A 13098-nucleotide genomic window follows, 5' to 3' on the forward strand; every position below is an offset into this window, starting at 1 on the left:
AGGAAACCCACCACCACCTGCGACTCCTCCGGGCTCAAGGCGCACGCCGCATCCAGCATCCGGCGGTGCATCCCGCCCAAGGTGTGCCGGACTTCCTGGTCCGAACCCGGCGTTGCTTTCAAAATCAGGGCACGCCGATCCGAGGGGTGCGGTTCCCGCCGGATATGGCCGGACTCCACCAAACGGTCAATCAGGGTGGTCATGGACGCTGACGTTATTCCCAGCTTGTCGCCCAAATCCTTGGGTTTCATCACTTTGCCGTCAGCCTCGGCTTCAAACAGGTAGCGCAGGGCCAGCAGGTCTTTCTCGCCCATTCCCATGGAAGACCGGGTCCTTCGGCGCATCGCTTGTTCGGAGGCACGGTAGTCCCGCAAGGCGTTCAGTACGTCAATGGCAATGGCCTTCTGACCTGGGTCTTTGCCGTACCAATAGCCCTTTGCGTGGCCTTCCGAATCCATTCGGTATTCCTTTGATTAACGTAAAGCTTGTTTCACTAGCAATTTGATAGTAAGTCACGCACCCCGTGAATGCATGACCCCGCACATCCGGCAAGGAAAGAGGCTCAGCATATGGCAACGCGCAGCTCAGATCTAAAGCGGCAGATCGCAGTCACCCTCAGCTTGGTGATCTGCATTGTTGGTTCGATGATCGGCGTCGGAGTGTTCGGTGGGACACCGATCGCCCAGGCAGCCGGCGGCGCGTTGGCCGCCGACTCAACCCTCCTGGCGCCCGCCACCCCGGCCTTCTCCATCTGGTCCGTGGTGTACACCGGCCTGGTTGCTTTCACGGTGTGGCAATGGCTGCCCTCCCAGCGGAGCAGTCCCCGGCAGAGGTCGCTGGGATGGATAGTTGCCGCCTCAATGATCCTCAACGCGGCGTGGATCTTGTCCGTGCAGGCCGGCTGGCTCGCGGTCAGTGTGCTGGTGATTCTGGCATTGCTGGTGACTTTGATTCTGGCCTTCCTCCGCTACAGCCAGAGCCATGCAGGCTCATGGGTGGAGGCCGTGGTGGTGGACGGTACCCTTGGGCTGTATCTGGGCTGGACCAGCGTGGCCGTCTGCGCCAACATTGCTGCTGCTTTGAAGGCCTCGGGGTTTGGGGGCTTCGGGTTGCGGCCCGAGGTCTGGTCTGTAGCCGTCCTGGTGGTGGTGGCCGTGGTGGGCATTGCCTTGGCGATCAAGGGCCACGGGCGGCTCGCCCTCGCAGCTGCCATCGCGTGGGGTCTTGTCTGGATCACCGTCGGCCGCAGTGCCGATGCACCGGAGTCATTCCCGACGGCGGTCGCAGCGGCCGTCGCTGCTGCCCTGGTTCTCGGTGCCGCCATCACGGTGCGGACCCGGGCGCTGTTGGCTGGGGCTTCCGGCCGGGGCGTCCGGGCCCTGTAGCGGTGGGCGTGCGGGCCCTGTAGCGGTGCGGGTACGGGGGTGGCGCCTTGGTAGTGCGGCTCTTTTCGCAGCTCCCGCGGTTTTCCACATAGACCAATTCAGGACTGATAACCCCTTCTCCCGACTGGAAGAGTGGGGATATGGATCAGATTCGGACCAGCCAAGCGGGCGTCAAGGTCACGCCCTTGGCGGCCGGTGCTTCCATGCCATGGGAAACGGCTCAACCCCTTCCCACCTTAGGAACCCTGGCAGCCGCCGTTGGTTCGTTGCCCCTCAGCGCGAGCAGTGGCGAACTGGTCACGGAGATTCGAGCCCTCGAAGACCTGAAGTCGGCCATCACCGCCCGGCAGGCCAAGGCAGCTGTCGCGTTGGATCTGGCTCAGCGCCGGGAGCAGGCCAAAGCCGGTATGCCCACGGCGGAGCAGGGCCGTGGAGTCGCTGCACAGCTGGCTCTGGCCCGGCGCGAGTCACCGAATCGCGGGTCGCGGCTGCTCGGACTCGCCAAGGCTCTTGTCAACGAGATGCCGCGAACCATGGCCGCCCTCCAAACAGGTCAGCTCAATGAGTGGCGCGCCACGCTGTTGGTCAAGGAAACTGCATGTCTCAGTGTTGAAGACCGTTCTGCGGTGGATGCAGAACTGGCACCGGACACGGGTACTTTCAACGGAGCCGGGGACCGGAGCGTCATCGCTGCTGCGAAAGCTTCCGCATACAGGCGTGATCCACGTTCCGTCGCCCAGAGGGCAAGCCATGCCGCTGCGGAACGAAGGGTCAGTCTTCGTCCCGCTCCGGACACCATGACCATCCTTACCGCTTTGCTGCCGGTGGCTGAAGGCGTTGCCGCATATGCCGCCCTTAGCCGGCACGCGGATTCAGCCCGCTCGATCGGCGACACCAGAAATCGTGGACAGATCATGGCTGACACCCTGGTTGAACGCGTCACCGGAACACCGGGAGGGATCGCGGGGATCGACCTTCAACTGGTCATGACAGATCGCACCCTCTTTCAAGGAGACAGCGAACCCGCCCGCATCCAAGGCTACGGAATCGTCCCCGCTGAATGGGCGAGAGTCCTCCTGACCGACGGTCCATCAGGGCCAAAAGTGCAGCCCGGAACCAAAGTGCAACCCGGGACCAAATCGCAGACCGGGTCCAAATCGCAGACCGGTTCCACAAGCCGTCGTCATCAGGATGCTGAAGCTGCGGAGCAGCAAGAGTTCCGAGTCCTGATTCGGCGTCTGTACACCGCCCCGGGAAGTGGAGAACTCCTGACAGTGGACTCGAAAGCGAGGATCTTTCCACAACGATTACGCCGTTTCATCGAGACCCGTGACCACACCTGCCGAACCCCGTACTGCGATGCCCCGATCAGGCATCTGGACCACGTGGTGCCGTGGCACGAGGGCGGAGCCACCACCCTGAACAACGGCGCGGGGCTGTGCGAGGCCTGCAATCACACCAAGGAGAACCCGGGGTGGAGCACCCAAGTTCCCCGCGGCAACACGCACACCGGCAACACGCACACCGGCAACACACACACCTTGGAAGTCCGGACTCCTACCGGACACATCTATCAGTCGAAAGCGCCGCCTCTGCCGGGGCACGAGGACGCACCGTCACCGACGCCGCATATCAGCCTGCCTACAGCGGAACCCCCACAGCAACCGGAGCACCTGCGCGCTCAGCACGTCCGGAAGAACTAAATGCAGCACAGTCGAACGAGGCACACAGCAGCATGCCCACAACTGCTATGCCGGGCAGGCGTCCTTCAATGCCTGTACGGACTCGGCCGGCACTTGATCTCCGGCTTCGGCGATTTGACGAAGAGGTGTAGTGATATCAGACGGGACGCCTGCAGCATCGGCGGCGGTGACCAGGCCAGCGAGCACCTGCTTATCCTCGACGCCCACCAATCCGTCCTGGACCACTGCGCAGATCTGCTTGGTGACTTCATCGGCGGCTGCGGTGGCCACCTTGGACGCGGCGTCACTGGCTGCGCTGCTGGCCGCTTCCTCAACGGCTCCGCAACCGACGAGCAACAGCAAAACGGGTACGGCGGACAGGAGTGCGAGGCGACGGGTCATGAGTCCAGCCTAGCAATCCGCCAATAAAGCCGGGTATGTCCTCACGCACCGCTCCCTGGCCCTAGCCCGCAATGAGTTCCTTGACCGGGCCTTCATGCAGTGCCAAATACACGTCATCCCGGACCTGGTTTGCTTCTAAATCGGTCATTGTCCTCGCAAGCGGACGCATCACCATCCGCATGAGCACGTTCGACTGTCCATCCCGGATACGGAGTCTCTCCCGCGCTGCCGCCGGAAGGTCTTGGCACGGCGTCATGGCCAACAACTCCACACTTTCAAGATCGTCGGCCCGCTCCCCCAAAGCCGAACGAACCCGGTCACCGAGCAATTCACCATCCATTTTTCCACCGACAACTATGGAGAGATCCCTGCGAATGGACGGCATCCTGGAGGAGGGTTTCCACGGCGACAGGTCCAGCAGTTGCTTTTGAATCCCGGGGTCCTTAGACCTGAGCAACCTGATGTCGGGGATGCCTTTGCGCAGCATGAGGGCACGGTCCAGCCCCATACCCAGCGCCAGGCCCGACCATTTGCGCGGGTCCAGGCCTGCGTCCAGGAAAAGCTTCGGGGCCATGAGCCCGCACTCCGCCAGTTCCAGCCATTCGCCGTCCTTACGGACGTCAATCTGCAAGCCCTTCCGCGTATAAGGATGCACTGCGGGAACTGCGCGCCACTCAGCGCCCGGTAACACCCCTGCCACCAAGGTGGTAACCATTTCGTGCAGATGGTCGCCGCCCAGTTCAGACGTAGAACTCACGCGCCACAAGTCCACTTGATGGGGCGTGCCCACGTGGGTGCGATCAATGGAATCGCGGCGGTACACAAGGCCCGGGATCACCCAGAGCTCGTCCAGGCGGTGAGATGAATCAAGCTCCCGCAAGAGGGCAGGGATGGAAGCCGATGTGTGGCTACGCAACATGACGGTAGGGCTGACATAGCGGGAGTATCGCTGGTCCCGGGTGACATCCGCGGGACTGAATCCCAAGTGATCGTAGTTGTCGGCGATACTGACCAAGGGGCTGTGGCGGATGACTTTTTCGGGCACATTCCACCGGTGATGCAAGGCGGCGGTCACGTCCCGCAAAAGGGTCTGCATGGAATGCGGTCCATGGTCCGGGTTGGATAGGTCCCTGACTATCAGCGATTGGTGGAGCTCGTCCGGGGTGAGGTAAGCAGGCATGACTGGTCCTTAAGGTTTGGAGAGAGCGGGGTGTCCTCCCCCGAGCCGCTCCGCCGCCAGGACCTAGGCGCGCGCCATCCAGCCCTCACGACCGGAGACCGGTCGGGGGCAGGTAAATCGACGCGTTGAAAGCATGCGCCGACTATACCCCGGACCGGGATGCCGGCACAGGCCTGAAGTGCTTTTCCAAACTCCGGGATGCTTGTTGACGGGATTGCGCCGGGACGTCCTCCCGCAAACCATCCGGCTATGCTGCGCGTCAGGTCATCCGGGGGTCAGTAGCCGGTACACCGACACGTGGCTGCGCGAGTCCGCAGTGAATTCTCTGCCGTCCCAGTCGGCCCACCGGGTTTCGAGCTCAAAGCCGGCTATCCGCGCCATGAGATCGAGTTCGGCGGGCCAGATGTAGCGGTGTGGAGTCCGATCAATCCGTGCCTCGCGCCCCTCCGAAAGTTCGGGGCCGAACTGCACATGGTGCGAGATGACGTGCTGCCGAAGAACATCGTAGGTGTCAACCAGAAGGTACCCGGGCTGGCTCACTTCCACCGTCCCACCGTGCCCGGGCGGCAGTGAACGCAGCTGCGGCACCCAGAGCTCGACGACGAACCGGCCTCCGGGCGCCAGATGGCGGGCAGCGTTCTGGAAGCACCGAACCTGCTCATCCTGCGTCAGGAGGTTCCTCCCTCGGCGAGTTCCGACAAGACCTTCACCGTGGGGCCAAGCACTTCAGGGGCGAACATCCCCTGCCCGGGTGTGTCGTACCGTTGGGCGGCGTCATGGTCCCAGAGCTCTTGCTGGTTGATCATGATTGCGAGTATTGCAGCCGGTGGCAGGCAGATTGAAGAGGTGCCGGCCCACCTATGCTTGAGGGATGGGAGAAGAGACTGTGAACCACAAGGCCTTGGCCGTCTGCATGATTGACATCTCCTCCGATATTCGCCGCAAGTCGCTCAATGAGACGGGCCTCCGCCCGATCTCCAACGGCGTGTTGGAGATCCTCCGTGTTGTTGAAAGCCATCCGGGCGTCACGGTAGCCGAGGTGGCGGCCAGACTTGGCCGGCAGCTGAGCAACGTCAGCTCCCAATTGCGCGAGCTCGTCGCGGCGGGCCTGGTGACGCGCGTGAAGGACGCCTCGGACAAACGGTACGTTTCCCTCCATCCCACCGAGGAGTCCCGCCGGATCAAGTTGCTCTTGGAAGGTGCTTGGGCTGAGGCACTTATTGCCGCGAGCGCCCGCCTGCTCCCGGAAGAACGTGCGCAGATCGCGGCGAGCCTTCCGGCGTTGGAGCGGCTGGCTTCGTTCCTTTCAGAGCCCGAAGCTTCGCTTCCGCAGCCGCATCCCCGCTCAAGCGGCACGTAAGGCATGTCACCTCTTAATCGCTTACGGCGCTTATTGAAAGTACTTATACTTTTATAAGTATTACTACTTTCAAGAATGGGTGACGCGTGGCAACACAAGTACTAGGGACATCGGGCGCTCAAGCCCCAACGAGCACCGGAACCCCGCCGGGCGGTAAAGGCAGCAAGAGCATCGGTTGGCGGGCTTTGCCTTTCCTGGCCCTCGCCCAGTTCATGGTGGTCCTTGATGGAACCATCGTGAACCTGGCACTCCCCCGCCTCCAAATGGAAATGGGTATCAGCGATTCCACCCGGTCCTGGGTAGTCACTGCATACGCATTGGTCTTCGGCGCCTTCCTCCTGCTGGGCGGACGGATCTCGGACTTTTGGGGACGGAAGCGGACTTTCATCACAGCCTCGGCGGGCTTCGCCGTGGCATCGCTCATCGGCGGATTGGCCCAGCAGCCCTGGGAACTGATCGGGGCCCGTGCACTTCAGGGTATCTTCGCAGCACTCCTCGCCCCGGCAGCCCTGGCACTCCTGACGGTGGCATTCCCCGGCGGTAAGGATCGCGGGACCGCCTTCGCCATCTTCGGCTCCATCAGCGGCGTGGGCGCAGCGGTGGGAGTCCTGCTGGGTGGCTTCCTGACCGAGTTCGTCTCGTGGCGGTGGTGCTTCTTCGTCAACGTCCCCATCGCGATCATCGCACTCATTGGCGTGTGGGCGCTGGTGGGCGAAAGCAAAGCCGGAGGCTCCACCAAATACGACTGGCCCGGCGTCGTTCTTGCCGCTTTGGGCTTGGGCTCCCTGGTCTACGGCTTCGCCAACGCCGAACATGGCTGGGGCGCCGTGGAATCCTGGGGCTTCATCGCGGCAGGTGTGCTGTTGCTGGTCCTGTTCGTCGCCGTCGAGCGCAAGGTCAAGAACCCGCTGCTGCCGCTGCACGTGGCTACCGAACGCAACCGCGCCGCCGCCTTCCTGGCATCCTTCCTTGCTGGAGCCGTGCTGATCGGTGGCATCCTGTTCATCAACTTCTACCTCCAGATCGTCCTGGGGTTCGCGCCGTTCGCGGCCGGAATCGCATCCTTGCCCATGACGGTGGTGCTGATCATCACGGCGGGCATCGTGGCAAAGAACCTGCCCAGGCTGGGCGCCAAAATTCCGAGCGCCCTCGGCCCGGTCTTCATGGCAGCAGCCATGCTGTGGCTCACCCAGGTCACGCCGGACGGAACGTACGCGGTGAATATGCTGCCTGCATTGACCCTGATGGGCATGGGACTGGGCCTGGTCTTCGTCCCCATGCAGAACCTGGCCCTCTTCGGCGTGGACAAGGACGACGCCGGGGTAGCCAGCGCCCTAGTCAACGCATCACAGCAGATCGGTGGCTCGCTGGGCATCGCCCTCTTCAGTGCCATTGCAGCCGCAGCTACCGTTGCCGTCGGCGGCGAGCCCCTGGCAGCGCTGACGTCGGGCTACTCCATGGTGTTCCTTTGGGCGGCCGGGGTAGCGGTTTTGATCGTACCGATCGCACTTCTCCTGATCAGGATCGACCGCAAAACCTTCAGCGGAGCGGGCGAGACCCCGCACGTCCACCTGGGCTAGCAGCATGGGCGCCGTCACCCCTTTAGCGGGTGGCGGCGCCACGGCAAGTACCAGGTGCGGTCGCCTATCTCGCTGCTGCGGGGGAATTGCCCAAGCGGGTGGTGCCATCCGGGAGCGGTTTAGGGATGACGCCCGGCCAGGAACCGTCCCGCTTGAAGTTCATGAGGTTGCGGGCCCCCTCGGGGTCCTCAGCACTGAGTGGAATGACGACGGTGCTGTGTTGCGAAGGGGTGAAGGAAGCCTTTGGGTTGAGCCAGGCCGAACCAACGGCTGCAGCTGCCAGGTCGAAGAAAGGCTCCCCGTCAGCCGTGCGCGAGCTGATCTGGATCTGGGTGTTCGGCATGTACCCTTCCCCCACAGCCCAAACGTTGCGGACGATGTAGTCGATGAGCAAGTCGCCGGAAACCAGGGTGTATCCGGGTTCGATCGTGAACGCCACCGAGTACCCGGTGTTTCCCTTCACGTTCGGTGGTCCTCCGCCGGCAAAGCGGGTGACGGAAATTCCGGGCACTGCCTCTACGGCCTCGCGGGCTTCTGCAAGAGTCTGCCCGGTGTCCGCGTCGTGCGGGATGGACCGGGAGGGCGGATCGCGCAAAGGCACCGGAGCGGCACACGAGATGTGGGCGAGAAGGACAACGGCAACTATGGCAACTTGGGTGATAAGTCGGTTCGCGCGGCTCATTGCTCCACTATGTGTTCTTTGGTTTTGAATTCGAGGCCGACCCGCCGACGGGCCCTGGCATGTGGGCAGCAGGCAATGACCGGATCACGCCGCAAACCGAAGGATACTGGGATCATGCACAATCAAGAGCTGCACTACCTCCACGGCTTGGACGAGTTGCTGGCGGACCCCGAATCCCTGACCATGGCGAGGGTAGCGGAATATCTGGCCACAGTTCGCGTGGCAACCGCAAACTGGTTCGGTCGGACCGGCCGCGCCGAACTTTCGGCTTGGATCGATCGTGACGGCACGGGCTGGCGCGTGTGGGACACTGACGAGCGCGCTGGGATCATGGACTTCTCAATACTTCGCACCGAGTCGGAAACAGAGGCGCTCGGCAGCTTTCTCCGCCGGGCCCGGCATCACTTCGATCAAGACAAAGCGGCGGTCCGGCGCGGCTTTTGACGCGGGGCGCATGCCCGCTCCGGACGAGTATTAGGGCACGACGGCGGCGATCTCACGTAACGATTGACATGACATAACTCACATTCTGTAAGCTACTTTCATAGTCAGGCAAACGGCTTCCTTCGCTCTACCCCGGGGAGGTCCCCCATGGCCCCGAATTCACTCAAGGCCGAGAATCTCATGGCCCATGGCGTCGTGCTCTCCGCGGCCAGTATTGCCAGACGCAGGGCAGCAGCCCAGCACGGAACCCACAGTACGGCGCACAAGCCCGATGCCCTCCTCGGAGCGATAGCCGTTCGTCAGTTGTTCCACCGCTGGCCGTTGGTGCCATCCCGTGAACTGGAACGCATCCGCCACGTCCTCATTCACTGCGACCAACTCGGCTCACCGGACACACATCACTTGTCCGAACCAGCCCAGGCATTGCTGGATCTGATCAACTGCGAGCTGGAGCGCCGGCGTTTGTTGGCCAACCAGGCATCGGGCGGCAGCCAGGCTGCCGTGGCGAACCAGGATGTCGGAGAGGATCACGTCAGCCCTGAGATGGGGTAGCACTGCACAGTCTTTGCTGCCACGCCTTGGTCAGTTACTTGTTCTTCGTGCCCCGCATGGAAGCCTGGAGCTCGCGGAGCTCCGCGAGAACGGCTGAACAGTGGGGGCAGCGTTCAGTGTGCTGCCGGACCCTTACTTGGGCGTTTCCACTCAGACCGTTCCGAACATACCTGCCCAGGTACCTCAGGTACTCCGTGCAGGACTGAACAGGCGCCTCACCAACGTGCTCCTGCAGATACACCTGACGGAGGCCTTCACGCGCCCGAATGGCCAGGGCGGAGAGGGCGTTCGGAGCCAACCCCAGCAACGGGCCTGCTTGGGCCGGTTTCAGTCCTTCAACGTCGACGTACCAGAGCACATCCTGCCAACGCTTGGGAAGTTTCCGAAAGGCGCGCACCAAGACGATGGACTCATGGGTACCCAGGACGTGGTCGCCTCCGGCTAAGGCCAATGCGTCCACGGTGTTGGAATCGACCATGACCAGCCGCGTTGCCTTCAAATTCTTCCGGTGTGCCATCCGCCGGATTGTGGTTAGCAGATAGGGACGGAAGGACTCGATCGGACCGCGGCCCTCCATGATCGCTTGGAAGACCGCGGCGAACGCTTCACCCACGATGTCTGCGGCATCGCTGGGGTTGTCTGATTCCGCGCGGGCCACGAACCCTCCCACCCGCTGGTAACGGATGAACAGTTCGCCGAAGGCGGCAACGTCACCTCCACGAACCAATGCCAGCAGTTGTTGATCACTGAGTGGTTGCGCGGAAGCAGGGTCGCCACGGTTTGGGTAGGGCAGGGCTTGTGCTGACATGACGGCCTTTCGCGGTATGGATGCCATGGATCAGGCATGGAAGGAACTTCAGTTGCGGCTGCGTAACCGTGATGAAGGCGCAGTCAAGGAGGGCCCCGCCCAATGCTCATCTGACATGCATCGGACGGGGCCGCGTGAAAAGTGCCGGGGTAGCCCCCTGATGGGGGCGGATGGTTACGGGATGACCGCTACGACGTCGATCTCCACGAGGAAGTCGCCAAGGAACGAACCAACCGTGGTCCGCGCCGGGTAAGGGGCCACGACGTACTTTTGGTAGACCGCGTTGAAGCCGTCGAAGTCCCGCCGTGGGTGGTGCAAGTGCACGGTTGCCTTGACGACGTGGGAAAAGTCCAGGCCGTGCGCGCCGAGTACCTTGGCCAGGTTCTCCATGGTCCGGATGGTCTGTTCTTCAATGGTGATCCCTACACGCTCGTCCGTCATGGGATCGTGGGGCGTCTGGCCTGCGGTGTACAGGAATCCGTTGGCCACGATGGCTTGGGAATAGGGCCCGGCCGGGGTGGGTGCGAGGTCGGTGACCACCTGGTGACGCGTCATGTTGGTGATGCCTTTCGTGAGATGAGGGGATGTGTGCTGAAGAACGCACACTGAAACGGGGTTGCCGGTTACAGGACTTTGGAGAGGAACGCCTTGGTGCGTTCGTGCCGTGGACTGCCCAGGACTTGCTCGGGCGGGCCACTTTCCACCACCACACCGCCATCCATGAACACCACTTGATCGGCTACTTGCCGGGCGAAGCCGAGCTCGTGAGTGACCACCACCATGGTCATTCCCGCCTCCGCCAAGGACTTCATCACGTCCAGGACTTCGCCCACCAACTCCGGGTCAAGCGCTGAGGTGGGTTCATCGAAGAGCATCAGCTTGGGCTTCATGGCCAGCGCCCTGGCTATGGCGATGCGCTGCTGCTGCCCTCCGGAAAGCTCCTGGGGGTAGGAATGGCCTCGGTTGCCCAAGCCCACCCGGTCCAGCAGCACCTGCGCCTCCACCACCACTTCACGGCGGGGGCGGCCAAGAACGTGCACCGGTGCTTCGACGATGTTCTCCAGCACGGTCATGTGCGGGAAAAGGTTGAAGCGCTGGAACACCATTCCGGCGTTGAGCCTGGAGCGGGCCGTCTGGCGCTCCTTCATTTCGTAAAGCTTGCCGTTGCGCTCGGTGTAACCCACCAGGTGCTCGTCGACGTAGAGCCTGCCGGCGTCGACTTTTTCGAGGTGGTTGATGCACCGTAGGAACGTGGTCTTGCCGGAACCAGAGGGGCCGATCAGGCAGGTCACGGATCCCTTTTCAACCCTGAGGTCAATGCCTTTCAGGATTTCGATGACACCGAAGTTCTTCCGGACTCCGCGGGCTTCCACCATTGCAGTAGTCATCATGCTGTCCTTGTCTTGGGCTTGCGGGTCCGTCGCGGTGCTGAGTCGAAGCCACGGCCGTATCTGCGTTCGAGTTTGTTTTGGAAGAAGCTCAGGACGGTGGTCATGAGCAGGTACCAAAGGCTGGCAACAATGAGCAGTGGAATGGTCTGGTAGTTGTTTGCATAGATGATCTGCGCCGAGTAGAGAAGATCGGAGATCGCCAGGACGCTCACCAGGGAGGTGCCCTTCAGCATGGAGATGACCTGGTTGCCAGTGGGCGGCAGCACCACACGCATCGCTTGCGGCAGGATCACCCGCTTCATGAGTTTTCCACCGCTCATGCCCAAGGCGCGGGCGGCATCGTACTGGCCCTTGTCCACGGAGCCGATCCCACCACGGATGATCTCGGCCATGTACGCTGCCTCGTTCAAGGACAATCCCAGGAGCGCGGCCCCGAGCGGGGAGATCAGGACGTTGGCCGATCCCAGGACCAGGGACGGCCCACCGAACGGAAGACCGAAGGCAATCACCGGGTAGAGTGCCGCGATGTTGTACCAAAAAATCAGTTGGACCAGCAGGGGCGTGCCCCGGAAGAACCAGATGTAACCGCGGCTGATGGTGCTCAGGATGGGGTTGTCGGAGAGCCTCATGATCGCCAACAGCGTGCCCAGGGCAATACCAACCGTCATGGACACCACAGTGAGCACGATGGTCAGGCCGGCACCGGCAATGATCTGCGGGGCGAACAGATAGGACACCACCACGTCCCATCGGTAACGTTCATTCACCGCCACATCCCATGCTGCACTCAGTGCCACCAGGATGAGAACCACAGCCAGGACCAAACGGACCGGATGCCTCAACGGCACCACAGGAATCGAGTCACCGGAAGCCGCCGCAGCTGGCTCCTTGGTATCGGGTTGTGAGGGTTGCTGCTGCATAGCCACCGTCTCTTGATCGGGAGTTTTCACTACTGGGTTCGATTTCAACTACTGGGTTCGAATTCAACTACTGGGTTCGAATTCAACTACTGGGTTCGAATTCAACTACTGCGCAAAGTTGACGCGGGCTTCGGTGATGGCACTCGTTTCCAGCCCGTACTTCCCGAGGACTTTGATGTACGAGTCACTCTTAATCACTGCATCCAGCGCGGCGGAGACGGATTTCACCAGGCCGGACTCCTTCGGCACGCCAACTCCCACGGGAGCGAACTCGTAGGTGTGGGCGATCTCGATTTGGGGGTTCTGCGTGGCAGCAAAATTCAGGATGGGCGAGTCTGCCAGCACCGTATCCAGGCGTCCGCTGCCCAGCGCCGAGATTGCCTGCCGGGTGTCCTGGAATTCGCTCTTCTGGATGGCCTCCTTGCCGGCGGCAGCACAGGCAGCGTCGTAGTCAGGAACGTTGACGGTCAACTGGTACGAGCCGGTCAGCAAGCCAACCTTCTTGCCGCAAAGTGCGTTTTCATCCTTGATGCCTGCGGGATTGCCCTTGGGCACGGCAATCCCGTTGCCGATCTGCATGTAGTCAACAAAGTCCAGGACTTCCATGCGCTTCTCCGTAGGGGTCATGGAAGACACGGTCATGTCGTAACGGTTAGCCGCCAGGCCCGGAATGATGGAGTCGAAGTTGGCCACGTGGATGTCTACTTTGACA

15 protein-coding genes and 1 pseudogene are annotated in these 13098 nt (G+C 62.1%); 6 read left to right on the forward strand and 10 right to left on the reverse strand.

What is annotated here, in order from left to right; translation table 11 throughout:
- Positions 1–458: MarR family winged helix-turn-helix transcriptional regulator (locus HP499_RS12925; RefSeq protein ID WP_172324457.1), on the reverse strand; the 458-nt coding region annotated here is incomplete at its 3' end.
- Between the two features lie 111 nt (positions 459–569).
- Between HP499_RS12925 and HP499_RS12930 the strand changes: the two genes are divergently transcribed.
- Both HP499_RS12930 and HP499_RS12935 read left to right on the forward strand, forming a co-directional pair.
- Positions 570–1385: a tryptophan-rich sensory protein gene (locus HP499_RS12930; RefSeq protein ID WP_172324458.1), complete on the forward strand. Its 816-nt coding sequence runs from the start codon at positions 570–572 to the stop codon at positions 1383–1385.
- Between the two features lie 140 nt (positions 1386–1525).
- Positions 1526–3088 carry an HNH endonuclease signature motif containing protein gene (locus HP499_RS12935; RefSeq protein WP_172324459.1) on the forward strand — a complete coding sequence of 521 codons (1563 nt, stop codon included), beginning with the start codon at positions 1526–1528 and terminating at the stop codon, positions 3086–3088.
- Positions 3089–3133: 45 nt separating this feature from the next.
- On the opposite strand, the gene HP499_RS12940 is transcribed toward HP499_RS12935, so the two are convergent.
- The 3 genes and pseudogenes from HP499_RS12940 to HP499_RS12950 form a co-directional block, all read right to left on the reverse strand.
- Positions 3134–3469, reverse strand: coding sequence for a hypothetical protein (locus HP499_RS12940; protein WP_172324460.1), 336 nt, complete (start codon positions 3467–3469; stop codon positions 3134–3136).
- 61 nt (positions 3470–3530) lie between these two features.
- A complete protein-coding gene (locus HP499_RS12945; protein WP_172324461.1) occupies positions 3531–4649 on the reverse strand; it encodes a hypothetical protein in 1119 nt (372 codons plus the stop codon).
- Positions 4650–4913: 264 nt separating this feature from the next.
- A pseudogene (locus tag HP499_RS12950) lies at positions 4914–5455 on the reverse strand (hypothetical protein).
- Between the two features lie 65 nt (positions 5456–5520).
- Between HP499_RS12950 and HP499_RS12955 the strand changes: the two are divergent.
- Together HP499_RS12955 and HP499_RS12960 are read left to right on the forward strand one after the other, a co-directional pair.
- The gene (locus HP499_RS12955; RefSeq protein ID WP_172324462.1) at positions 5521–6009 is read left to right on the forward strand and encodes a MarR family winged helix-turn-helix transcriptional regulator; all 489 of its coding nucleotides are present in this window, start codon (positions 5521–5523) and stop codon (positions 6007–6009) included.
- A gap of 86 nt (positions 6010–6095) precedes the next feature.
- The gene (locus HP499_RS12960; RefSeq protein WP_309138386.1) at positions 6096–7589 is read left to right on the forward strand and encodes an MFS transporter; all 1494 of its coding nucleotides are present in this window, start codon (positions 6096–6098) and stop codon (positions 7587–7589) included.
- A 64-nt stretch (positions 7590–7653) separates the two neighbouring features.
- Here the strand turns inward: HP499_RS12960 and HP499_RS12965 are convergent, their stop codons facing one another.
- Positions 7654–8271 carry a hypothetical protein gene (locus HP499_RS12965; RefSeq protein WP_172324463.1) on the reverse strand — a complete coding sequence of 206 codons (618 nt, stop codon included), beginning with the start codon at positions 8269–8271 and terminating at the stop codon, positions 7654–7656.
- A gap of 114 nt (positions 8272–8385) precedes the next feature.
- On the opposite strand from HP499_RS12965, the gene HP499_RS12970 reads away from it, so the two are divergent.
- Both HP499_RS12970 and HP499_RS12975 read left to right on the forward strand, forming a co-directional pair.
- A complete protein-coding gene (locus tag HP499_RS12970; protein WP_172324464.1) occupies positions 8386–8715 on the forward strand; it encodes a hypothetical protein in 330 nt (109 codons plus the stop codon).
- A gap of 147 nt (positions 8716–8862) precedes the next feature.
- Positions 8863–9267 (forward strand): hypothetical protein, encoded by a 405-nt coding sequence (locus HP499_RS12975; RefSeq protein WP_253951562.1) that lies wholly within the window; start codon positions 8863–8865, stop codon positions 9265–9267.
- Positions 9268–9301: 34 nt separating this feature from the next.
- Here the strand turns inward: HP499_RS12975 and HP499_RS12980 are convergent, their stop codons facing one another.
- From HP499_RS12980 to HP499_RS13000, 5 genes are all read right to left on the reverse strand, one after another.
- Positions 9302–10075, reverse strand: a complete 774-nt coding sequence (locus HP499_RS12980) for a sigma-70 family RNA polymerase sigma factor (protein ID WP_172324465.1) — start codon at positions 10073–10075, stop codon at positions 9302–9304.
- A gap of 174 nt (positions 10076–10249) precedes the next feature.
- A complete protein-coding gene (locus tag HP499_RS12985; protein ID WP_172324466.1) occupies positions 10250–10630 on the reverse strand; it encodes a RidA family protein in 381 nt (126 codons plus the stop codon).
- A 68-nt stretch (positions 10631–10698) separates the two neighbouring features.
- Positions 10699–11463, reverse strand: coding sequence for an amino acid ABC transporter ATP-binding protein (locus HP499_RS12990; protein ID WP_305849743.1), 765 nt, complete (start codon positions 11461–11463; stop codon positions 10699–10701).
- Positions 11463–12386: an amino acid ABC transporter permease gene (locus HP499_RS12995; protein ID WP_172324467.1), complete on the reverse strand. Its 924-nt coding sequence runs from the start codon at positions 12384–12386 to the stop codon at positions 11463–11465. The genes HP499_RS12990 and HP499_RS12995 overlap by 1 nt, the downstream gene beginning before the upstream one ends.
- 105 nt (positions 12387–12491) lie before the next feature.
- A partial coding sequence (locus HP499_RS13000; protein WP_172324468.1) for a transporter substrate-binding domain-containing protein occupies positions 12492–13098 on the reverse strand: 607 nt, incomplete at its 5' end.

It is taken from the genome of Paenarthrobacter sp. CM16, assembly GCF_013179505.1.
Lineage (GTDB): Bacteria > Actinomycetota > Actinomycetes > Actinomycetales > Micrococcaceae > Arthrobacter.